The organism is Niveispirillum sp. (assembly GCF_052437035.1).
GTDB lineage: Bacteria > Pseudomonadota > Alphaproteobacteria > Azospirillales > Azospirillaceae > Niveispirillum.
Window position 1 is genome coordinate 369,130 of the sequence record NZ_JBQVOH010000004.1, and the last position, 21,425, is coordinate 390,554.

General features: G+C 65.7%; 17 protein-coding genes. 9 read left to right on the forward strand and 8 right to left on the reverse strand.

Features of this window, described 5'->3' with window-relative positions; all coding sequences use genetic code 11:
* Nucleotides 1-48 precede the first annotated feature (48 nt).
* Nucleotides 49-1,071: a hypothetical protein gene (locus ACT6Q8_RS13525; RefSeq protein ID WP_054170492.1), complete on the reverse strand. Its 1,023-nt coding sequence runs from the start codon at nt 1,069-1,071 to the stop codon at nt 49-51.
* A 163-nt stretch (nt 1,072-1,234) separates the two neighbouring features.
* A complete protein-coding gene (locus ACT6Q8_RS13530) occupies nt 1,235-2,371 on the reverse strand; it encodes an acyltransferase family protein (RefSeq protein WP_054170491.1) in 1,137 nt (378 codons plus the stop codon).
* Nucleotides 2,372-2,553: 182 nt separating this feature from the next.
* Between ACT6Q8_RS13530 and ACT6Q8_RS13535 the strand changes: the two genes are divergently transcribed.
* The 3 genes from ACT6Q8_RS13535 (at nt 2,554) to ACT6Q8_RS13545 (ending at nt 4,849) form a co-directional block, all read left to right on the forward strand.
* Entirely contained in the window at nt 2,554-3,663 is a 1,110-nt protein-coding gene (locus ACT6Q8_RS13535; protein WP_444732699.1) for an ABC transporter substrate-binding protein, read from the forward strand.
* A 52-nt stretch (nt 3,664-3,715) separates the two neighbouring features.
* Nucleotides 3,716-4,219 carry a DUF2059 domain-containing protein gene (locus tag ACT6Q8_RS13540; RefSeq protein ID WP_444732698.1) on the forward strand — a complete coding sequence of 168 codons (504 nt, stop codon included), beginning with the start codon at nt 3,716-3,718 and terminating at the stop codon, nt 4,217-4,219.
* A gap of 114 nt (nt 4,220-4,333) precedes the next feature.
* Entirely contained in the window at nt 4,334-4,849 is a 516-nt protein-coding gene (locus tag ACT6Q8_RS13545; protein ID WP_156344904.1) for a DUF2059 domain-containing protein, read from the forward strand.
* A gap of 49 nt (nt 4,850-4,898) precedes the next feature.
* Here the strand turns inward: ACT6Q8_RS13545 and ACT6Q8_RS13550 are convergent, their stop codons facing one another.
* The 4 genes from ACT6Q8_RS13550 to ACT6Q8_RS13565 all read right to left on the reverse strand — a co-directional run bounded on the left by ACT6Q8_RS13550 (nt 4,899) and on the right by ACT6Q8_RS13565 (nt 8,646).
* Nucleotides 4,899-5,801, reverse strand: coding sequence for a peptidylprolyl isomerase (locus ACT6Q8_RS13550; RefSeq protein ID WP_444732697.1), 903 nt, complete (start codon nt 5,799-5,801; stop codon nt 4,899-4,901).
* A 60-nt stretch (nt 5,802-5,861) separates the two neighbouring features.
* The gene (locus tag ACT6Q8_RS13555) at nt 5,862-7,127 is read right to left on the reverse strand and encodes a hypothetical protein (protein ID WP_444732696.1); all 1,266 of its coding nucleotides are present in this window, start codon (nt 7,125-7,127) and stop codon (nt 5,862-5,864) included.
* On the reverse strand, nt 7,124-7,942 hold the full coding sequence (locus ACT6Q8_RS13560) for a hypothetical protein (RefSeq protein WP_444732695.1): 819 nt from the start codon (nt 7,940-7,942) through the stop codon (nt 7,124-7,126). The genes ACT6Q8_RS13555 and ACT6Q8_RS13560 overlap by 4 nt, the downstream gene beginning before the upstream one ends.
* Nucleotides 7,943-8,037: 95 nt before the next feature.
* The gene (locus ACT6Q8_RS13565) at nt 8,038-8,646 is read right to left on the reverse strand and encodes a TetR/AcrR family transcriptional regulator (protein WP_054170485.1); all 609 of its coding nucleotides are present in this window, start codon (nt 8,644-8,646) and stop codon (nt 8,038-8,040) included.
* Between the two features lie 245 nt (nt 8,647-8,891).
* Between ACT6Q8_RS13565 and ACT6Q8_RS13570 the strand changes: the two genes are divergently transcribed.
* Both ACT6Q8_RS13570 and odhB read left to right on the forward strand, forming a co-directional pair.
* Nucleotides 8,892-11,831 carry a 2-oxoglutarate dehydrogenase E1 component gene (locus tag ACT6Q8_RS13570; RefSeq protein ID WP_054170484.1) on the forward strand — a complete coding sequence of 980 codons (2,940 nt, stop codon included), beginning with the start codon at nt 8,892-8,894 and terminating at the stop codon, nt 11,829-11,831.
* Nucleotides 11,832-11,886: 55 nt separating this feature from the next.
* The gene (odhB, locus tag ACT6Q8_RS13575) at nt 11,887-13,104 is read left to right on the forward strand and encodes a 2-oxoglutarate dehydrogenase complex dihydrolipoyllysine-residue succinyltransferase (protein ID WP_054170483.1); all 1,218 of its coding nucleotides are present in this window, start codon (nt 11,887-11,889) and stop codon (nt 13,102-13,104) included.
* A gap of 70 nt (nt 13,105-13,174) precedes the next feature.
* Here odhB and ACT6Q8_RS13580 read toward each other — a convergent pair whose 3' ends face one another.
* Together ACT6Q8_RS13580 and ACT6Q8_RS13585 are read right to left on the reverse strand one after the other, a co-directional pair.
* Entirely contained in the window at nt 13,175-13,591 is a 417-nt protein-coding gene (locus ACT6Q8_RS13580) for an HRDC domain-containing protein (protein WP_054170500.1), read from the reverse strand.
* A gap of 213 nt (nt 13,592-13,804) precedes the next feature.
* The gene (locus ACT6Q8_RS13585; RefSeq protein ID WP_158659866.1) at nt 13,805-14,560 is read right to left on the reverse strand and encodes a SapC family protein; all 756 of its coding nucleotides are present in this window, start codon (nt 14,558-14,560) and stop codon (nt 13,805-13,807) included.
* A 362-nt stretch (nt 14,561-14,922) separates the two neighbouring features.
* On the opposite strand from ACT6Q8_RS13585, the gene gcvA reads away from it, so the two are divergent.
* The 4 genes from gcvA to ACT6Q8_RS13605 all read left to right on the forward strand — a co-directional run bounded on the left by gcvA (nt 14,923) and on the right by ACT6Q8_RS13605 (nt 21,412).
* Nucleotides 14,923-15,825: a transcriptional regulator GcvA gene (gcvA, locus tag ACT6Q8_RS13590; RefSeq protein WP_444732694.1), complete on the forward strand. Its 903-nt coding sequence runs from the start codon at nt 14,923-14,925 to the stop codon at nt 15,823-15,825.
* A 64-nt stretch (nt 15,826-15,889) separates the two neighbouring features.
* On the forward strand, nt 15,890-16,636 hold the full coding sequence (locus tag ACT6Q8_RS13595; RefSeq protein ID WP_444732693.1) for an ImuA family protein: 747 nt from the start codon (nt 15,890-15,892) through the stop codon (nt 16,634-16,636).
* A complete protein-coding gene (locus ACT6Q8_RS13600) occupies nt 16,569-18,218 on the forward strand; it encodes a Y-family DNA polymerase (RefSeq protein ID WP_444732692.1) in 1,650 nt (549 codons plus the stop codon). The genes ACT6Q8_RS13595 and ACT6Q8_RS13600 overlap by 68 nt, the downstream gene beginning before the upstream one ends.
* A complete protein-coding gene (locus ACT6Q8_RS13605; RefSeq protein WP_054170478.1) occupies nt 18,215-21,412 on the forward strand; it encodes an error-prone DNA polymerase in 3,198 nt (1,065 codons plus the stop codon). The genes ACT6Q8_RS13600 and ACT6Q8_RS13605 overlap by 4 nt, the downstream gene beginning before the upstream one ends.
* Nucleotides 21,413-21,425: the final 13 nt, after the last annotated feature.

The window sequence follows — 21,425 nt, forward strand, 5'->3', positions numbered from 1 at the left end:
GAGAAGGGGGATGCGTCACCGCATCCCCTTTTTCGTTGGGCGTCATAGTTACTCCGCCGCCATCCCATGGTGCCAGCGCTGCGGCCAGGGACGGTCGATGACGGGGCGTTCGGGCTGATGCAGGTCATGATGGATGGCCAGATCCAGCACCCAATCCAGATACATCTCGATCATGCCCGACACATGAAAGGCTGGGCAGCCGGTGTAGATCCGGTCATTGCCCGTGCTGAACGGCGTGATGGACCGGGCATCCAGGCGCAGGCGCACGCCATCGGGTGCATGCTCCACCTTGAAGGCGCAGGCCTCCCCCGTTGTCGGGTTCACGGCACTTTCGCCCTCCGGCTCCAGCTTGGAGGTGTGCAGGAAGGTGACGATCATGCCCAGGCTACCGGCGGCAAGCGTCTTCAGCTCCTTGCGGCTGCGCCACATGGCGTCGCGCCAGGCCGGCACCGCCATGTCCAGGCCCAGGTGCAGCGACGCCTCCACCAGGCTGAAGCACATATGCAGGGCGGTATTGCTGCCGGTCTTGGAGATGGAAACCATGTCATGGTCGGCGCGGGCATAAAGGGCGGAACCCTTGAAGAAGCCCTTCGCAAAGCGGGCCATGCGGGCGAAGGGGCAGGCGGGCGCCGGCTTGCCCGCCAGATCGGCAGCCCATTCATCCAGCACCAGATTGAGGCTGATACAGGCCTGGGCGCGAAGCCAGTTCAGCTTCTGCTGCTGGGTCAGGCCGTTGGGCAGGGGGGCAAAGGGGCCGTCGCCGGCATCGCGCGCCGCCTCCATATGCACCCGCAGCTTGTCGCGCAGATCATGGAACAGGTAGGACAGGAAAAGATTGCCCTTCACCCGGTCGCGATTGTCCGATGTCAACGGCAGCCCATCGTCGAGCAGCGTATCGATGCCCTGCGCATCCCCGCCCCGGCGGGTCAGCCAGTCCAGGATCGCCCCCACACCCAGCCGCGACAGGCCGGCCTTGCCATGCGCCTGACGGTACAACTGGGCAAAACTGCCCTCGGCTTCCGTCTGGCTGTCCTGGGAAGGGAGAAGGTGAAGATGCGTGCCGCCGTCCATGATGGTCCCCGTCGGTTGGTGACGGCGGGAACGAAGCAATCTCTGGGCCAGTTCGGCGCGTCTCAATGATTCCAAGGGGTTGGGAAATGTCGATGCCTTGCATTCCGCAACATCCCCTTGCCCCCTGCAAGGAACCCGGCGCTTTCTGCCGGGTTGTCCTGTCCTATCTTCCCACCAGGGCGTAACGGTCCTTCAACCGTAGGAACGGCATTTCCAGCCAGCGGTAGGACAGATGCGCCAGACCGAACAGGGCCAGCAGCGACAGAACCGTGCCCACCCATAAGGCCGGCCCGCCCGGATCGCGCTGCAGAAATTGCGGGCCGCCAAACCAGCCCATCAGCAAACCGAAGGTCAGGTAAAGAACCAGGGAGTGGAACAGGTACAGCCCGTAGGAGACCTTGCCCCAATAGATCAACCAGCGCGGCGCCCAGCGCCGGTCCATACCCAGCAGCGCCAGGAAGCAAAGGACGGCCCCCAGCAGCACCAGACCCCAGCCGATCAGGGCACCCACCGGCGTGGGATGGGCATCCCAGCTTTTCACCCCGAAATCGAACAGTGCCCAGAACCAGCAGCCCAACCCCGCCGCAAACACCGCCAGACGTACCGGCATGGCCCAGCCCGGCGCCCGACCGCGCAGCAAGACGGATAGCAGAGTGCCGGCGGCAAAGAACTGGAACTGCACAAGACTGTTGGTCCACATGCCATTGTCGCCCATCACCGGATGCGTGGCGTAATGCCAGATTGTGGCATAGGAGACGGCGATGACACCCAGACAGATGGCAACGATCCGCCACGGCAGCAGGGACGCGATGGCAAAGGGGATCAACAGATAGAACTGCTCCTCGACCGAAATGCTCCAGAGCGGGTCGAAGGAGCCGGCAATCCAGCCCCGGTCCATGACGTACCAGTTACCGGTGAAGGTGATGAAGGACAGCACGGCCAGCCAATTATCCGGCGCCACCTTCGGCACCACCCGGCCCAGCGCCAGCAGGCCGAACAGCATGGTGAAGTAAAGCGGCCAGATGCGCAGGATGCGGCGAATGAAGAACCGCTTCACATCAATACGGCCCATCACCGCCCGTTCCCGATACAGAAGCTCGGTGATCAGATAGGCCGACAGCAGGAAAAAAATCGAGACGCCAAAAGCACCGATGGTGCAGAAGGCCATGAACACCGGATGCGCATCACGGTCGAACGGCGCGTAATCGATGTAATGGAAACCAAAAACACCGACGAAGGCCAGGAAGCGCAGAACATCAAGCTCCGGCCTGTCGAACCGCCGGTCCGCACGCATATCCATCTGTTTCCCCCCAAAACGCTGCGGGATTTTCCCGTCACGGGCATTAGGGGTGCAGGGGTGTGACCCCCGCAACATGACTTCGTATGTGACGGGGGCGGTTCATCACGGATGACATTCCCCTGTGTGCAACGGCACCAGATAGGCTATAGTTGGCCCCTGTCCTACACCCCGACGCTGAACATATGAGTACCGTGACCATCCACCCGTCACGCCGCCTGCTGCTGGCCGCCGCCGCCCTGTCCGGGCTGGCGCTGCCGGTGCGTGCGCATCACGGGGTGCGTCATCTGCGCGTCGGGTTCGTCAATCCGGGGCGGGCCAGCGACCGTTTCTGGCAGATGTCCGATCTTGCCATGCGGGCGGCGGCGAAACGGTTCCAGATTACCTTGCTGACCGAGTACGCGGAGCGCGACCGTCAGCGCGTCCTGTCGCTGGGGCATGAGATTCTGGCGCAGCAGCCGGATTACATGATCATCGTCAATGAACACCGGACCGCCGCCCCCCTGATGGCGGCGGCACAGGCGGCGGGGGTACCGGCTATTCTGGCGTTCAGCGGCCTGGCAGCGGAGGATCTGGCCCTGCTGGGCCGACCGCGTGAACGCAGCCCCCTATTTCTGGGTAGCCTGCTGGCCGACAATGCTGGAGCCGGGGCTGCCATGGCAGAGGCGCTGGTGGCGGATTGCCGGCGCCGCGCGAGCGGGAAGGGACCGGTGCCCCTGCTGGCGCTGGGCGGGATTACCGCGACACCGGCGGCACAGGAACGGCTGGATGGTCTGCACCGGGTCCTGGCGGCGGACGGCGACGCACGGCTTCTGGATCAGGTTGCCGTCAATTGGAGCCGGGAGGAGGCCCGCGACCGCACCTTGTCACTGCTGCGCCGGCAGCCGCAGACCCAGGGCATCTGGTGCGCCAATGACGATATGGCCCTGGGCGCCATGGATGCTGCCATCACGATGGGCCGCACACCGGGACAGGACCTGTCGATCATCGGCCTGAACTGGCAGGAGGATGCCCTGCGCGAAGTGGCGGCGGGACGGATGGTGCTGTCCATGGGCGGGCATTTCCTGCTGGGGGCCTGGGCCCTGGCCTGGCTGCGCGACCATGCGGAGGGGCTGGATTTCGCAAACGCCGGCGGGACGGAGCAATACCTGGCCCTGGCGCCGCTGACCCGTGATCAGGTCGGTCCCTATCTGGCCCGGTTCGGGGAAGATGGCTGGACCCGGATTGATTTCAACCGTCTGCGCCAGCACCAGGGACGCTATGACCTGCGCGTCGGATCGGTGCTGACGGTTTGATGCCGGGCGGGTAGGCTTGGCGTCAGAGTTCCGCCGCCAAAGGTGCCGTGCCGTGCGTATCCTGCTGCTTGCCCCGCTGTTGATTTCCCTGCTGCTGCCTGCCCATGCCGTCGCCAAGGGGGATGATGGGGCCCGGATCGAAAAGGCCCGTACCCTGATGGAACTGGCCGGTGCCGCCGGACTGGCCGACCAGACCCTGGTCAGCGTCACACGCCAGGCCGAGGAACTGCTGGCCCATGAAAATCCAGGACGGGAGGCGGAGGTGACGGCCCTGGTGCGCGACCATTTCCTGCCCAGGGCGCGCGCCGCCCTGCCGGAACTGTCGCGCGGTATCACGGGCCTCTACGCCGCCCATTTCACGGCGGCGGAGTTGGATCAGATGATCGGGTTCTACAAATCGCCGGTGGGACGCAAGCTGGTGGCGATGTCACCCACCATCATCCAGCAGAGCATGGCCCTGGGTCAGGCCTGGGCAGAGGGTGTGTCCGACAAGGCCTGGGACAGTTTCGCCAGGGCCGCCCGCGAACGCGGCCTGTCGCTGCCCAAGCGGCTATGAAACATCACCCCGCTACGCGAGATTACTGCAATATAGACAGCCGATACTGGCAACATAGGGAGACATTGGATAGGCTGACGGGAGTGTCAAACCGCTCAGATCGAGGTTGCTATCGTGGTACGTTCCCTACTTGTCACCTTGTCACTAGCGCTGTCTCTGCTGTGTTCGCCGGCCTGGGCCGCGACGGACAAGGCCGAATATGACGCCCGCATGGGGAAAGCCCGGGAGTTGATCGCCATCACAGGTATGGCCAAGTTGAGTGATCAGATCACCACGGCCATGGTGGGCCAGATCGGTCAGTTGGTGAACAATGCCAATCCCGGCCACGAAGCCGAGGTGAAAGAGGCGCTGGAAGAATATTTCCTGCCCGAGGTCCGGGCCTCAATGCCGGAATTCATGGATGCCATAGCCGGCATTTATGCCACCAACTTCACCGTCGCGGAAATGGATGCGGTCATCGATTTCTACAAGACGCCGATTGGCATCAAGATGCTGAACAGCCTGCCGACCTTGACCCAGCAATCCATGGCTGTTGGCCAGGCCTGGGGTCAGGCTGTTGCCCAGCGCGCCAGCGGAAAATTCATTGAGGCGCTGAAGAAGCGGGGCCTGAACGCACCCAAGCAATTGTGATCCCCGATACACGCCCCGCAAGACAGGGGCGTGTATCGGGTCGTCCCGTTCAGCCCTTCACCACCCGTACCGGCGGCATGGCGTTGCAGACATCGATATGGCCCGACGCGCGGATGAAGAAATCATCCTGGCGGAAGCGGCGGGCATCGCGCCATTTGGTGTAGGTCTCGCTCTGGCCGGACAGGACCTCGATCTTTTCCCGCTCCGCCACCGGCACATCGGCCGCCAGACGCACGGCGGTGATGGGCACGCGCTGTTCGACCTTCTCATAGAAGCCCAGCGTGCCCGTGCCGCGCGGCAGGGCCGTCAGCAGTTCCATCCCCTTCAGGACACGGCCCACCAGGGTGATGACCTTGTCCAGGGGGCGCGGGGAATGGCCGATGACGGTGTACAGTTCCGCCCCGCTGCCACTGTCCAGCGGCATCCCGCGCCCGACACCCACGATGCCATAGCAATGGGTCATCCAGGCCTCCCCCGTCTTGGGATCACGCGCGGCGGGGAAGATGTCGGAAATGCCGACCTCCGGCGCATAGGCATCTGGGTCGGGCAGCTTGGCAAAGGGCAGGGTTCTGGCCCCGTCCTTGATGGTGAATTCAGGCGCCAGCTTGTCCAGGGCCGTCTTCATGGGCTTGGGCGTTTCGTCCGGCATGCCCCACTGGGTCACGTAATTATCCTGCACACGGACGATGAACGTCCCCTCGTACCAGTTCTCCCGCGCCAGCTTGCGCATGTTCTCCACATGCACCGGGGCAAAGGCGGGCGCCAGTTCGATGACCACGCGCCCGCCGGGGAGGTCCATATAGAAGGTATTCTCCGGTACCGGCACGCGCCAGTCGCCGGCGGGCGATGCCGCCAGCACCTCTGCCGGTGTGGCGCGCTTGGGCGCGTCCTGGGCAATGGCGGGCGATGACAGGGCCAGAAGGGCCGCGGTGGCGAGCAGGGTCAGGCGCATGGGGGCTTCTTCTTTATGGATTGCCGATGGCGGCAGCATCCCAGAAGCATGCCCCCATCATCAAGGGCTGATGGTCCTGCCCGTGAACGGGTTCCAGCCCGTGGCCGCCAGCACCGCCCAGGCCGTGGCCCCCAGATGCGGCTGCCGGTAATAGAAGAAATCGGCCCCCTTGCTGTCAGGGCCGATGGCAAAGCCGGTGGACACCTTGTCCCCACGCGTGGCCCAGAGATAGCCGCCAGGGCTGATATCACCGATCAGGCCGGCCAGCAGCTTTTCCGCCCGCTCCCGATCACCCACGGACGCCCAGGACAGGGCCGCCTGCGCCGTGCCCTCTACCCAGACGCCGTCGCGGTCGCCATTGAAATCATAGCCGCCGGCCACGCCATGCACCTGATTGGCGCGGTTCAGCGCCCGGCGCCAATCACGCGGCGACTCGGGCAGCAGCAGGGGCCAGAGCAGCGCATCAAGCCCGGAATTGCCGTCATTGACGGTCACGCCATCGGGCAGCGTGCCGGTCGGGAAGTACCCCCCATCCGCCTGCCATAGCGCATTCAGGAGACCCAGCGCCGCCGCCTTTCCCGACGCCCAGTCGCCACCCGGCACGCCGGCCCGTTCCAGCCAGCCGAACAGGGCGACAAGGTCGGTATTATGTTCGACCGATTTCCAGGTCAGGGCCTGGGTGCCCGTCCCGTCACCATGCACCCCGCCCGTAAAGCCGCCCGGCCCCTTGGCATCACGCGTATGGGCCAGGACCCAGCCACCCAGCTTGGCGGCCCCCGCCCGGTATTTTGGCTCATTCAGTGCATCGGCCAGGGTCAGCAGGGCCAGACCAGCCCAGGCGACATTGCCGGTGGCGGTTCCCACCTGATAGGCATCTTCCTCCCACCGCCCGGCCTTCTGGTTCCACCAGCCATTGGGCGGGATGGGGAATTCCTGCTGCGGCCCGGCGCGATAGGTGGTGCGTAGCCGACCCTGCGGCCCCGCCCGGTCATTCTCCACCGCCGACAGCAGCGCATCGCCGATACGCCGCGCCTTTGTGGCACGGCCACAGGCGACCAGGGCGATGGCGGCCAGGGCATTGTCATAGGTGAAGGCCGCGTTCTTCAGCGCATCCTCCGCCGGCGCGCCCGCCCCCGATGGATGATCGAAACTGCGCAGAAAGGCCGGCCCCTTGCCAGGCACCGAGTCGATGGCCACCGTCAACGACCCGCACAGCCGGTTCGACAACAACCCTGCCGGAACGTCCGGCGTGTCGGCCGCCAGGGCGGGCGTAACCAGGGAAAGGGCCAGCAGCAGGGTTACCGCCGTTCGGTGTGCCAGACTCAATAGGGTTCCTCCTTCTGCAGGCCGCCGTTTCCACCCGCATCGGCACAGGCGAAAGTGCGCAGACGGACATCAATGCGCCCGGCATTGACCGACAGGCGATAAGTTTCCAGAACCTCGCTGCCATGATCGCCGCAATCCCAGCGTACCACATCAATATTCTGCGCCCCCTTGGCCAGCGCCTGCCACGCGGCCCAGTTCAGGACCAGGGGGCGGTCCGGTCGGGCGGCAGAGCGCAGCCAGTCCAGCCTGCCCGTGGTCCGGTTCACGCCCACGGCCACGTAGAAGCGCTTGCCGCCCGGCTGCACATCCGTCTGGATCAGGAATTCCTGGGCTTTGCGGTCGCGGTCGTAATCGACGAGCTTGATGACCGCCACAGGCGGGCGCGCCCGGATTTCCGCCGCCAGCGTGGCATCGTCCGCGACCAGCCGGTGCGTATCTTCGTCCAGGATGGGCCAGCGGGGCAGCACGGCATTGCCTTCGTGGTCGGTCAGGTCACTGCCGGCGAACAGGGGGGACAGGTCCAGCCGGTCATCCAGCTGACCGCCCGGCAGCGTGCGCGACAGGACCAGCCGCCCCTGTTCGCCATAGGCAAAGCCGCTGCAGGGCATGGTGATGACATCGTCGCCCGAATCCGGACCGCAGAAGGGTTTGACGGGGCCGATCCAGGACAGGCGCCAGACTTCTGCCCTGCCATCGACCTTGACCACCTGTTCCTCCCGGATAGTCGTCTGCGCACTCGGTTGTGCCAGAGCGGGAAGGGACAGGGCCAGCATGCCGGCGGTCAGCAGGGGGCGAAAGGCATAGGCGATGGTCATGGACGGTTCCTGACCCGGCGGGGACCATGGGGCAACCATCGGATGATGACCCCCAAGATGGCCGGAATTGTGGCCGCCACCACACGGCCGCGGCATCACCCCCGCACCCGCAGCCCCGCCGCCAGCGTTTCCACCAGTTCGGCCATCATCAGTTCCGGGTCGGCGCTGCTGACCGGGGCCAGATTGCCGGACACGATGCCTTCCACCAGACCGTTGACGGCGGCCCAGGTGGTGGCGGCGGCGCGTTCCAGCCGGTCGGGGCTGGCATTGGGGATCAGGGGTGCCACGGCCATCTCGATCCCCCGGCGCAGGCGGACGATGCGTTCGAGCAGCCAGTCGGGCAGCGGCTCGGTCAGGACGGGCGGGCGGTTGTCGATCAGGGTCTGGAACAGGTTCAGGTTTGAGCGGGCGAAGCTGAGATAGGCCTTGGCCAGGGCCAGCAGCCGCGTCTCCACCGCCGCGTCGGCGGCCACCGCCTCGTCTGCCGCCGCCATCACCACCTGCAACCGGTCCAGGAGTTCGGCATTCAGGTGCAGGCGCACCGTGTCCAGATTAGGGTAAAGGTTGTACAATGTTCCAACCGAACAACCAACGGCCTGTGCCAGGGTGCGTGCCGTGAGGGCCGAGAGCCCGTGATCGGCGACCAGCTTGCGCGCCTCATGCAGGACGGCTTTGGCGAGTTCGGCACGGGGCTGACGGCTCATCGGCGATTTTTCCCTGACTTTCCCTGGATTTGGCACCGGTCGATACCATCTTTAGCACGAATGGTCTGTTTTCAATCGACCTTTGTCCGGCTGGTCATGCTACCCGTGCTCACGGCAAAAGGCTGCCACGGCAGACCTGCATGTTGATGACACCGATGCACTGACGTAAAACCGTCGCGGATTATCAAGCCTTTGCACCCGGCCCCGGCGATCCAACGTCGCGGCCTTTCCGACCGGAACCCCAAATGGCCCCCTACGATCAAGCACCGAGCGAGCGCCTGTCCTTCCTCTTCGGCGCCAACGGCACCTTCATCGCGGAACTTTACGCCCGTTACCGGCAGGACCCGTCCTCGGTCGATGCCAGCTGGCAGTCCTTCTTCGCCGAAATGGGCGATGATGGTCACGCCATCCTGGCCGAACTGAACGGCGCGTCGTGGGCGAAAGCCACCGCCAAGGTGATCGGGGCACCCGATCCGGACGCCCCGCCCCCGGCCAAGGCGGCCAAGGGTGACAAGGCCGCCCCGACCCCGGCCGCCGCCGCGCCCGTGGTGCAGGGCTTCACCGCCGAACAGGTGCGCGCCGCCCAGCTGGACAGCCTGCGCGCCCTGATGCTGATCCGGAACTACCGCGTCCGCGGCCACCTGCTGGCCAAGCTGGACCCGCTGGGCATGGACAAGCGGGCCGAGCATGCGGAGCTGGATTACCGCCATTACGGCTTCACCGAGGCCGATCTGGACCGCCCGATCTTCATCAACAACGTGCTGGGGATGGAAACCGCCACCCTGCGCCAGATCGTGGACGCGGTACAGCGCACCTATTGCGGCTCCATCGGCGTGGAGTTCATGCATATCCAGGACCCGGAGCAGAAGGCCTGGATCCAGGAGCGCATCGAGGGCATCCGCAACCAGACCGACTTCACCGTCAATGGCAAGAAGGCCATCCTGCAGCGCCTGACGGCGGCGGAAGGGTTTGAGCGCTTCTGTCAGGTGAAGTGGACGGGCACCAAGCGCTTCGGCCTGGAAGGCGGCGAAGTGCTGGTCCCGGCCATCGAGCAGGTGATGAAGCGCGGCGGCCAGATGGGCCTGAAGGAAATCGTGCTGGGCATGGCCCATCGTGGTCGCCTGAACGTGCTGGCCAATGTCATGGGCAAGCCGTTCAAGGCCATCTTCAGCGAGTTCCAGGGCAACCCCGCGAACCCCGAGGATGTGCAGGGTTCGGGCGACGTGAAGTACCATATGGGTACCTCCAGCGACCGTGACTTCGATGGCAACACCATCCACCTGTCCCTGTCGCCCAACCCGTCGCACCTGGAAGTCGTGAACCCGGTCGTCTGTGGCCGCGTGCGCGCCAAGCAGTGCCAGATCTCCGGTCAGGTGCCGCCGTCGGACGAAAGCCGTTCCAACGTGCTGGGCGTGCTGTTGCATGGCGATGCGGCCTTTGCCGGCCAGGGTCTGGTGCCGGAAACGCTGCTGCTGTCCGAACTGAAGGGGTACCGCACCGGCGGCATCATCCACTTCATCATCAACAACCAGATCGGTTTCACCACCGCGCCGCAGTACAGCCGTTCCGGCCCGTACCCGACGGAAGTGGCCAAGTCGATCCAGGCCCCGATCTTCCATGTGAACGGCGACGATCCCGAAGCCGTCATCCATGTCAGCCGTATCGCCATCGAATTCCGTCAGAAGTTCCTGAAGGATGTCGTGGTCGATATCGTCTGCTACCGCCGCCAGGGCCATAATGAAGGCGACGAGCCGGCATTCACCCAGCCGCTGATGTACAAGACCATCGCCAAGCAGACCACCACCCGCGCGCTCTATGCGCAGCAACTGGTGAATGAAGGCGTGATCACCCAGGCCGAGGGCGAGGGCTATGTCGCCGAATTCAATGCCCAGATGGAGCAGGAATTCCAGGCCGCCACCTCCTACAAGCCCAACAAGGCTGACTGGCTGGAAGGCAAGTGGTCGGGTCTGACCCCGGCGCCCGCCGATGTGGCGCGCGGCACCACCGCTGTTGGCCTGGACGTGCTGAAGGAAGTGGGTCTGGCGCTGTGCAAGACGCCGGATGACTTCAACGTCAATTCCAAGGTCGCGCGCCAGCTGAAGGCCAAGCAGGAAGCCATCCTGTCCGGCGAGGGCATCGATTGGGCCACGGCAGAGGCGCTGGCCTTCGGCACCCTGCTGCTGGAAGGCAATCCGGTCCGTCTGTCGGGTCAGGATGTGGGCCGTGGCACCTTCTCGCACCGCCATTGCGTGCTGGTCGATCAGGTGAACGAGAACAAGTTCGTTCCCCTGAACCATATCCGTCCGGGCACCCAGGCCAGCTTCGAAGTCCATGACAGCCCGCTGTCCGAAGCCGCCGTTCTGGGCTTCGAATATGGCTTCTCGCTGACCGAACCGCATGCGCTGACCATCTGGGAAGCGCAGTTCGGTGATTTCGTGAACGGTGCCCAGGTCATCATCGACCAGTTCATCAGCTCTGCCGAATCGAAGTGGCTGCGCATGTCCGGTCTGGTCATGCTGCTGCCGCACGGCATGGAAGGCCAGGGTCCGGAACACAGCTCCGCCCGTCTGGAGCGGTTCCTGCAGGGTTCGGCAGAGGATAACTGGCAGGTCTGCAACATCACGACCCCGGCCAACTATTTCCACGCGCTCCGCCGTCAGATCCGCCGTGACTTCCGCAAGCCGCTGATCGTGATGTCGCCGAAGTCGCTGCTGCGTCACAAGCTGGCGGTGTCGCCGCTGGCCATGTTCTCCGCCGATCAGACGTTCCACCGCGTTCTTTATGAAACCGGTGTCGATCTGGTCGCCAATGACAAGATCCGCCGCGTCGTCATCTGCTCCGGCAAGGTCTATTACGACCTGTATCAGGAGCGGGAGAACCGGGGCGTCAAGGACATCGCCATCGTCCGCCTGGAACAGCTCTATCCGTTCCCCGGCGATGCGCTGGCTTTGGAACTGGCCAAGTACCCGAATGCCGATATCGTCTGGTGTCAGGAGGAATCGGAGAATCAGGGTGGCTGGCTGTTCGTCGACCGCCGTATCGAGAAGGTGCTGACCAGCATCGGCCATAAGGCTGGTCGTCCGAAATATGCGGGCCGTCCGGATTCGGCAGCCCCCGCCACCGGCATGCTGAAGCGCCACAACCAGGAGCAGGCAAAGCTTCTGGACGAAGCGCTGACGGTCTGATCCGCCGGCTTCCCCATCCCCGACAAAGACCATCCAAACACGAAGGCCACAGAACATGGCGACGGAAATCAAGGTGCCCACGCTGGGCGAATCGGTCACGGAAGCGACGGTTGCCCGCTGGCTGAAGAAGGTCGGCGACGCCATCAATGTCGATGATCCGCTGGTGGAACTGGAAACCGACAAGGTCACCCTGGAGGTCAACGCCCAGGCCGCCGGTACGCTGGCCGAGATCGTGGCCGCCGAAGGCACGAATGTCGCCGTCGGCGCCCTGCTGGGCGTGATCGGTGCCGGTTCGGGTGCTGCACCCGCCCCTGCCGCCGCCGCTCCGGCCCCCGCCGTGGCCGCCGCCGCCCCGACCCCGGCCGCCGTGCAGTCGGCCCCGGTCATGCCGGCCGCCGCCAAGATCGCCGCCGATAACGGCATCGATACCGGCGCCATTGCCGGCACCGGCAAGGATGGCCGCGTGACCAAGGGCGATGTCCTGGCCGCCATCGACACGCCGAAGGCCGCCGCTCCCGCCCCGGCCCCGGCACCCAAGGCCGCCCCGGCCCCGTCGGGTCCGCGCGCCAAGGCCGACCGCGAGGAGCGGGTCCGCATGACCCGCCTGCGCCAGCGCATCGCCGAGCGTCTGAAGGAAGCGCAGAACACCGCCGCCATGCTGACCACCTTCAACGAGGTGGACATGACGAACGTGATCGCCATGCGCAACCAGCTGAAGGACGCGTTCGAGAAGAAGCACGGCGTGAAGCTGGGCTTCATGTCCTTCTTCGTGAAGGCCTGCCTGGTCGCCCTGAAGGAACTGCCGGCGGTCAACGCAGAGATCGACGGCACCGATCTGGTCTACAAGAACTATTACGACATCGGTGTCGCCGTCGGCACGCCGCAGGGTCTGGTGGTTCCGGTCGTCCGTGATGCCGACAAGCTGTCCTTTGCCGGCGTGGAAAAGACCATTGGCGAGCTGGGCAAGAAGGCCCGCGACGGCAAGCTGTCGATGGAAGACCTGTCGGGCGGCACCTTCACCATCTCCAACGGTGGTGTCTATGGCTCGCTGATGTCGACCCCGATCCTGAACACGCCGCAGTCGGGCATCCTGGGCATGCACAAGACCATGGACCGCGCCGTCGTGGTGAACGGCAAGGTCGAAGTGCGCCCGATGATGTATCTGGCGCTCTCCTACGACCACCGCATCATTGATGGCCGCGAGGCCGTGACCTTCCTGGTGCGCGTCAAGGAATGCATCGAGAACCCGGAACGCATCCTGCTGGATGTCTGATCGGATTATCGATCCCAACAGAAAAGGCCGCCCGATTGGGCGGCCTTTTTTGTTGTGCGATAGGCCAAACTCACCCCGTCAGCTCTTCCATCGTCTGGCGGACGACAGCGACGATGGCGGCCCCGTGCTTGTGGCTGCTTTCGCCCAGGCTGGAGGCGATGACGGACAGTTCCACCTCTGTCGTGGGGGCAAAACGCGCCACCTCGGCCAGCAGATTGTTGCTCAACACCTCGTCTCGGCTGATACCCTGCGACCGGGCGACATCGCCGCGCCAGCCATTGAGGGCCGCCTGGATGGCCGATTCGATCTGGGCCTGCTCCTCCCGCCGGCGCAGGTCGCGGTAATGGACCAGGACGCGCCAGCCGGCATCGGCATAGGCCGTGTCGATCCGCTCCACATCCACCGTCCGCAGGAAGCTGGCAATTCGCTGCTCATCCTCTTCGGCGGCGGCATCGCGGATGGAGAAGGTGCGAAGTTCAAGATTCATTGTGGCCACCGCCGCTGTTGACCCGGACCTGTTGCCCCGGCCAGCGCCGGAAGCGTCGATGGCGGCAGTATAGCCCGGCCCCACAGGCCCTGCATCTTTCTTCCGTATGGGTTTTCGGTCATTGACGGGCAGGAAACCGGGTAAGCAGCAAAGAAAAAGCCCCGACGGTATGGACCGCCGGGGCTTTCAGACTTAGTCCCTTGGCAAGGGTGATCAGACGCCCTTTGGCAGGCGGTCGATCAGGTTCTGCCAGCGGCCCAGCGACACGAAATGCGCGTAGACCAGACCGATCCAGTTGCGCTTGCGCCATTCCAGGAAAGTCTCGTCCGGCAGCTCGTTGAACTTCTGCTCGTCGATGACGCGGAAACCGGAGAGCGACAGCTGCTTGCCTTCCGGGGTCACCACCTCGGCGCGCTGATCGACCAGCAGGCCCAGCTTCTCCACCTCTTCGCAGAACAGCTGCGTCTGGCGGGCCGACTGGTTGAAGGCCACGCAGTAATTCAGGATGTCTTCGCCTTCCTTGGTGCCCTTGCCATCCTTGAACAGCGGCAGGTCACCCTCGGAACCCTCACCGCGAACCAGGATTTCCTCATCCTCTTCCATGATCAGGACCAGGCGCTTGTCTTCCGGCATCTCGACCAGGATGAACGGATAACGACCGATATAGGCGGGGATCTGCGAATTGAAGGCCCAGGTGCCATCCTCGCGGATGAACAGGTTCTCGCCCGCGCGCAAGCCCAGCAGCGCCATCACGCCGGCCGACGGGCCGGGCCCGAACACCAGCGGATAATGGTTCTGCAGCTGCGGCATCTCTTCGGCCAGCACCGGAACGGCGTGGATATTGGCGCAATAGCGGAAGGTGCGGTTGCGCTTGACCTTCACATCGGCGTGATGCTGCGCGCTCACGGCGACGGGGTTCTTGTACAGCAGCGGCATCTGGGGGGCGTCGGCGTTGGCGACGTCGGTCATCTTGATCAGTCCCGGCAATCTATCAGGCATTGGGCGGCCGTCCGCCCGGCACTGGGGTGCCTTTCAACTGCCGCAAACCACCCCCCCTGTCAATGCCGCTGGCAGGGGGAAATCGGCGAAAAACGGCAGGAAAGAAGGCTGAACAGCGTGGCGAAGGGCCAACTGGCAGGTCCTTGGATGAAGGTGCGGCGCAACATGGCGATTATCCTTGGGTTAAGGGATGGAATGTCGTTGGCGCCATCATCGCGGAAGCCCCGCTTGACGTCGAATATCAATCAAATACAGTCGCTGTAATTTTTAGTTACATCTGTACCCTCAGGCGACAGTTGTCGCCCTGGGAGATTGACCTTGCGGGGATCACGATGCGCCGCCTGCCACCCCTGACCCAACTGCGCGCCTTTGAGGCGGCGGCCCGCCATGAAAGCCTGAGCCGGGCGGCAGAAGAACTGAACGTGGCCCACCCTGCACTGTCGCGGCAGATCAAGGATCTGGAGGCCTGGCTGGGCTGTACCCTGTTCACCCGCCATAATCGCGGCCTGATGCTGACCGATGCGGGCCGTGCCTATCGTGATGCCGCCGTGGCGGCCTTCGATCTGATCGAGGGGGCGACGGGCCTGTTGCGTGCGGCCCCGCCCGTGGCCGGGCGGTCGCGCCTGATCCTGTCGGTGGAGCCATCCTTTGCCCAACGCTGGCTGATCCCCCGCCTGGGCGATTTCCGCGCGCGCCATCCAGAGGTGGAGGTCGTGGTGGATGCCACCCGCGTGGCCGCCGATTTCCGCAAGGGCGGGGCCGATCTGGGCATCCGCTATGGCAGCGGCCCCTGGCCGGGGTTGCAGGCCCAGCTTCTGTCCGTGGTCGTCAATTTCCCCGTCTGCGCCCCGCAACTGGCCGCACGGCTTCCCGCCGATCCGGCCCGCCTGCTGGAAGGCGACCTGCTGCTGGAGGAGATGGACATGCCCTGGCATTGCTGGTTCCGGGCGGCGGGCGTGGTGGTGACGGCGCCCTTGCGCGGCACCCGCTTCTATGATGCCGGCAATGCCATCGATTCGGCCCTGGCGGGGCAGGGTCTGGCCCTGGGCGACACGATCCTGGCCGCCGATGATGTGGCGGCAGGCCGGCTGGTGCGCCCCTATCCGCAGACGGCCATCTATGACGCCTATCATCTGGTCGCCCCCGCCCCGCATTTCCGCCGCCCGCCCGTGAAGGCCTTTGTGGAATGGGTGACAGCAACCATGCAGGCCTTTCAGCAGCAGCGAGGAGACTGACCAACAAACCGAGCACTTCGGATTCAGCACTTGCCAAATAGAACAAAACAAGAACAATAACCCCATGACCGACACTATCCCCACCATCGCCGCCCTGCGGGAGCGGCTGTCCATCATGGACCGGGTGCGTCCGCCCAAGGGGCGGACGGCCCTGTCGCTGGGCCTGTCCTGTCTGGATGCGGCCCTGGCGGGGGGCGGTCTGGTGCGCGGTGGTATGCATGAATTTCTGCCGGCCCCCGCCGATGCGGGGGCGCTTGGATTCGTGGCCTCCATCCTGTCGGGCCTGCCGCCCGGTCCCATCCTCTGGTGCCGGCACAAGGACAAGGGCGATCCGCTGGGCCATGCCGACATGCCCTATGGGCCGGGGCTGGCGGCCCTGGGTCTGGATGCCTCCCGCCTGATCCTGGTGCGGCCCGATAGCCTGGATGACGCGCTCTGGGTACTGGAAGAGGCGTTGCGATGCTCCGCCCTGGCCGCTGTTGTGGGGGATGGGGTGCTGCCCGGTGCGGTGGCGCTGCGCCGTCTGCAACTGGCGGCGGAGGATGGGGATGCTTTGGGCCTCCTGATCCTGCCGCCCCTGGCCCGGCCCCCGCCCTCCGTCGCGCTGACGCGCTGGCGGATTGCCTCCCTGCGCGATGGCCCGCCGCAGGAAGAGGGGGGAAGACCGCGCTGGCAGGTATCGCTGCTGCGGGCGCGGGGCGGTGGCGGTGGATCGGGTTCGGGACCGTGGGAGGTTACCTGGGATGACACGGCGTTTCGTCTCCGTCTGGCTCAGCCGCTGGCCAACGGACCAGTGGCGGCGGCGGAATAAGGTGGCGCCCCTGTCCGGCCCGCTGGCCCTGACGCTGGCGGGACAGGGGGGGATCCGTCTGCATGCCGTGGACGGGCTGGCCAGTGCCGATGGCCTGCGCCCCGGCATGCTGCTGGCCGATGCCCGCGCCCTGTGCCCGGCCCTGACCGCCATGCAAGCCGACCCCGCCGCCGATCAGGCGGCCCTGTCCCGGCTAGCCCTGTGGGCGCAGCGTTATACGCCACAGGCCGCCACCGACGGGCCGGACGGGCTGATCCTGGACATTACCGGCTGTGCCCATCTCTGCGCTGGGGAAGAGGGACTGCTGGCCGATCTGGGCAGCCGCCTGACCCGCGCCGGCCTGACCCATCATCTGGGACTGGGTGACGGGGCCGCCGCCGCCTGGGGCTGGGCCCGGCATCGCCCGGCCAGCGCAGGCCCCCTGCTGCCCACGGGCACGCGGGCTTGGCCGGCGCTGTTGTCCCTGCCGCTGGCCGCCCTGCGCCTGGACCTCGGCCTGCAGGGCGATCTGGCCCGTGTCGGCCTGCGGTCGGTCGGTGATGTGCAGCGGCAGCCGCGCGCCGGGCTGGTGGCCCGCTATGGCACGGGGCCGGTGCGACGCCTGGATCGCATGCTGGGCATCACCGCCGAACCCGTGGCCCCGCAGGCCGCCACCCCGCAATGGCAGGTACGCCGTGCCTTCGCCGAACCCATCGCCACGCGTGAGGCCATTGAGGGGACGGTGCTATCCCTGCTGCGCGACCTGTCGGCCCGGCTGGAGGCGGCAGGCCGCGGGGCGCGGCGGCTGGTCCTGACCTGTTTTCGCACCGATGCCAGCAGCCAGGACCTGCCCATCGGCACGGCCCGCCCCCTGCGCGATCCGCCATCCCTGCTTAAATTGTTTCGGGAACGGTTTGATCAGGTCGATCCTGGTTTCGGTATCGAAATGATAGAGCTGACGGCGACGGGTACCGACCTGTTTACCGGGGAACAGGCGGGGCTGGCCGTGGGGGGCGGGGATGCCTTTGCCCTGTCCGGCCTGCTGGACCGGCTGGTCAACCGGCTGGGGGAGGATCATGTGGGCCGCCCCGTGCCACGCGACACCCACCGCCCGGAACAGGTGATGGAACTGGCGGGTGAGATGGAGGGCGGGGATTTTCACTCCCTCACCCTCCCAAGCCTGACAGCTTGGGCCCCTCCCTCTCCCACTGTCGTGGGCGAGGGGCTTGAATTTCGCCCCTCGCCCGCTTTGCGGGAGGGTGAGGGCCAGAACAGCCCCCCCGCCAAGCCCTGGCCCAAACCGCAGCCCCAGCGCCCCGCCCCTTCGCGTCCCCGGACATGGCGGATGGAGGGGACGCGCCCCCTGCTGCTGCTGCATCCGCCCGAACCGGTGCAGATGGGCCAGGGGCTGGTCTGGCGCGGGCGGCATTTGTCCGTCGACTGGATGGAGGGACCGGAGCGTATCCGGCCCGACTGGTGGCGCGCACGCACCGGCCCGACGCGGGATTATTACCGCGCGCAGTTAAGCGATGGCCGGCGTTTCTGGCTGTTCCGGACCGCGGATGAGCGGGGGGCCTGGTATCTGCACGGGCTGTGCGCATGACGGACGGGGATTATGTCGACCTGCAGGTGACCAGCAATTTCAGCTTCCTGCGCGGGGGTTCCCACCCGCATGAGCTGGTGCTGGCCGCCGCCGGTTTGGGCCGCGACGCCATCGCCATTACCGACTATGACAGTCTGGCCGGCGTCGTGCGCATGCATACGGCCTGCAAGCAGCACCGTATGCGGCTGGTGGTGGGGTGCCGCCTGACCCTGGCCGATGCGCCGCCGGTCCTGTGTTATCCCACCGACCGCGCCGCCTATGGAAGGCTGACCCGGCTGCTGACGCTGGGTAAGCGGCGCGGGGCCAAGGGGGAATGCCACCTGGCCCTGGCCGATCTGGCGGGGGCGGCAGAGGGGCAGATACTGGCCGTGCTGGCGCCCGATGGCCGGGCCACGCCCGCCCGCCTGTCCGACCTGTCGGTACAGCTGGACCGGTTCCGCGCCCTGGCGGCGGCGGGGCTTTATCTGGCCGTCGCCCCGCTTTACCAGGGCTATGACCGTTCCCGCCTGCTGCGGCTGGGGGAACTGGCCGACCGGTCAGGCGTTGGCCTGCTGGCCACCCATGATGTCCGCTATCACCACCCGGACCGGCAGCGCCTGTTCGACATCCTGACCTGCATCCGCCATGGCCGCACCCTGGCCAATGCCGGACGCATCCTGTCGCCCCATGCCGACCATTATCCCAAACCGGCGGCGGATATGGCCTCCCTGTTCGCCGACCGGCCCGACGCCCTGACCAATAGCCGCCTGATCGCCGGTCGCTGCACCTTCACCATGGATGAGCTGCGCTACGATTACCCCATTGACCCCATCCCGGATGGCCGCACCCCACAGGAAGAGCTGGAGCGCCTGACCTGGGAAGGGGCGAAACGGTTTTATGCGCAAGGCGTGCCGGAAAAGGTGCGCAAACAGCTTCTGTATGAGTTCGACCTGATCGGCCGGCTGAAATACGCGCCCTATTTCCTGACGGTGCATGACATTGTCCGCTTTGCCCGATCCCGCGACATCCTGTGCCAGGGGCGGGGATCGGCGGCCAATTCCGCTGTCTGCTTCTGCCTGGGCATCACCGCCGTCGATCCCAACCATCATGAACTGCTGATCGAACGCTTCATCTCCGAAGACCGGCATGAGCCGCCCGACATCGATGTCGATTTCGAGCATGAGCGGCGCGAGGAGGTGATGCAGTACATCTACACCAAATATGGCCGCGACCATGCCGGTCTGGTGGCGACAATCATCTGCTACCGTTCCCGCATGGCCATCCGGGAGGTGGGCAAGGTGCTGGGCCTGTCCGATGATGTTGTCGGCGCCCTGGTCCGCCTGGGCTGGAACCGGCATGGGGTGGAACATGAGGGCACGGCGCGGGAGGCGGGGCTGGACCCGTCCGACCCGACCCTGGCGCTCTGCATGGAGCTGGCCTATGATTTGCGCGGCTTTCCCCGGCATCTGTCACAGCATGTGGGCGGCTTCATCATCTCCCGCTCGCGCCTGGATGAACTGGTCCCCATCGAGAATGCGGCCATGGAGGACCGCACCGTCGTCGAATGGGACAAGGATGATGTCGAGGCTTTGGGCCTGCTGAAGATCGATGTGCTGGCGCTGGGCATGCTGTCCTGCATGCGGCGCGGGCTGGAAATGCTGGGTCAGCGGCTGGGAAGGCCCCAGGGCCTGACCGACATTCCGGACGGGGATACCGACACCTATGAGATGATCTGCCGGGCCGACACGATCGGCGTGTTTCAGATCGAAAGCCGGGCGCAGATGTCGATGCTGCCGCGCCTGCGTCCGCGCGAATTCTATGATCTGGTGATCGAGGTGGCGATCGTGCGGCCCGGCCCCATCCAGGGCGACATGGTCCATCCCTATCTGCGCCGCCGCCGGGGGGAGGAACGTGTCAGCTTCCCCAAGCCGGAATTGGAACAGGTGCTGGAGCGCACGCTGGGCGTGCCTTTGTTTCAAGAACAGGCCATGCGCATGGCCATTGTCGCCGCTGGCTTTTCCCCCGGACGCGCCGATCAGTTGCGCCGCGCCATGGCCACCTTCAAGAAGACGGGCGGAGTGGGAGCGTTTGAGCAGGAATTCATCGATGGCATGATCGGGCGCGGCTACGACCCCGACTATGCCGCCCGCTGCTTCAAGCAGATCCAGGGGTTCGGCAGCTATGGTTTCCCGGAAAGCCATGCCGTCAGCTTCGCGTTGCTGGCCTATAAATCCTCCTGGCTGAAATGCCACCACCCGGCCATCTTCGCCTGCGCCCTGCTGAACAGCCAGCCCATGGGCTTTTATCAGCCGGCCCAGATCATCCGCGACGCTGTCGAACACCGGGTGGAGGTGCGGCCCGTCGATATCAACCGGTCAGAATGGGAGTGCACGCTGGAGGAAGGGCGCGGCGGCCCCGCCCTGCGCCTCGGTTTCAGCCAAGTGAAGGGCATGCGGGAAGACGCGGCCATCGCCATCGCGCGCGAACGCGGCGGCGGCTATGACACGATCCGTGACCTGTGGCGGCGGACCAGCCTGCCCGTCGCCATCCTGGACCGGCTGGCCGATGCCGATGTCTTTGCCAGTCTGGGCCAGGACCGGCGGCAGGCCCTGTGGGAGGTGAAACGGCTGGGCGGTAAACCACTGCCTTTGTTCCAGGCCGCCGATCAGGCCCGGCGCATCGGCGATAACCGTCCGCCCGTGGATATGGGGGACGAGCCGGAGGCCGACCTGCCGCAGATGACACAGGGTGAACAGGTCTGGGCCGATTACCGGACCAAGGGGCTGAGCCTGCGCGCCCATCCGCTGGCCCTGCTGCGCGCTACCATGACGGGGCTGGGCATGGGGCCGGCCAAGGCGCTGGGCGATATCAAGCCGGGCAGCATCGTCAGCACCGCCGGCCTGGTGCTGGTGCGGCAACGGCCCGGCACGGCATCGGGCGTCATCTTCGTGACGCTGGAGGATGAGACGGGCATCGCCAATCTGGTGGTCTGGCCGTCCGTCCTGGAACGGTTCCGCCGCACCCTGATGACCGCCGCCCTGATGGGGGTGCGCGGGCGGCTGCAGCGTGATGGCGAGGTCATCCATGTCGTGGCCGAAAAACTGTTCGACCTGTCGTCGCATCTGCACACGTTGAATGACGGCCCCGCCAACGACACCGCCCTGCCCGACGCCATCCCCGCCCATATCTTCGGCGAGGGGCGGAATTTTCATTAGGCTCATGCCAAGA

What these genes read in the sequence shown, in the direction of transcription:
- ACT6Q8_RS13550 (WP_444732697.1), bottom strand. Translation starts at nt 5,801, where the DNA reads ATGCGCCTGACCCTGCTCGCCACCGCGGCCCTTCTGGCCCTGTCATCG.
- ACT6Q8_RS13535 (WP_444732699.1), top strand. Translation starts at nt 2,554, where the DNA reads ATGAGTACCGTGACCATCCACCCGTCACGCCGCCTGCTGCTGGCCGCC.
- odhB (WP_054170483.1), top strand. Translation starts at nt 11,887, where the DNA reads ATGGCGACGGAAATCAAGGTGCCCACGCTGGGCGAATCGGTCACGGAA.
- ACT6Q8_RS13600 (WP_444732692.1), top strand. Translation starts at nt 16,569, where the DNA reads ATGACACGGCGTTTCGTCTCCGTCTGGCTCAGCCGCTGGCCAACGGAC.
- ACT6Q8_RS13605 (WP_054170478.1), top strand. Translation starts at nt 18,215, where the DNA reads ATGACGGACGGGGATTATGTCGACCTGCAGGTGACCAGCAATTTCAGC.
- ACT6Q8_RS13580 (WP_054170500.1), bottom strand. Translation starts at nt 13,591, where the DNA reads ATGAATCTTGAACTTCGCACCTTCTCCATCCGCGATGCCGCCGCCGAA.
- ACT6Q8_RS13570 (WP_054170484.1), top strand. Translation starts at nt 8,892, where the DNA reads ATGGCCCCCTACGATCAAGCACCGAGCGAGCGCCTGTCCTTCCTCTTC.
- ACT6Q8_RS13530 (WP_054170491.1), bottom strand. Translation starts at nt 2,371, where the DNA reads ATGGATATGCGTGCGGACCGGCGGTTCGACAGGCCGGAGCTTGATGTT.
- ACT6Q8_RS13525 (WP_054170492.1), bottom strand. Translation starts at nt 1,071, where the DNA reads ATGGACGGCGGCACGCATCTTCACCTTCTCCCTTCCCAGGACAGCCAG.
- ACT6Q8_RS13565 (WP_054170485.1), bottom strand. Translation starts at nt 8,646, where the DNA reads ATGAGCCGTCAGCCCCGTGCCGAACTCGCCAAAGCCGTCCTGCATGAG.
- gcvA (WP_444732694.1), top strand. Translation starts at nt 14,923, where the DNA reads ATGCGCCGCCTGCCACCCCTGACCCAACTGCGCGCCTTTGAGGCGGCG.
- ACT6Q8_RS13595 (WP_444732693.1), top strand. Translation starts at nt 15,890, where the DNA reads ATGACCGACACTATCCCCACCATCGCCGCCCTGCGGGAGCGGCTGTCC.
- ACT6Q8_RS13585 (WP_158659866.1), bottom strand. Translation starts at nt 14,560, where the DNA reads ATGACCGACGTCGCCAACGCCGACGCCCCCCAGATGCCGCTGCTGTAC.
- ACT6Q8_RS13560 (WP_444732695.1), bottom strand. Translation starts at nt 7,942, where the DNA reads ATGACCATCGCCTATGCCTTTCGCCCCCTGCTGACCGCCGGCATGCTG.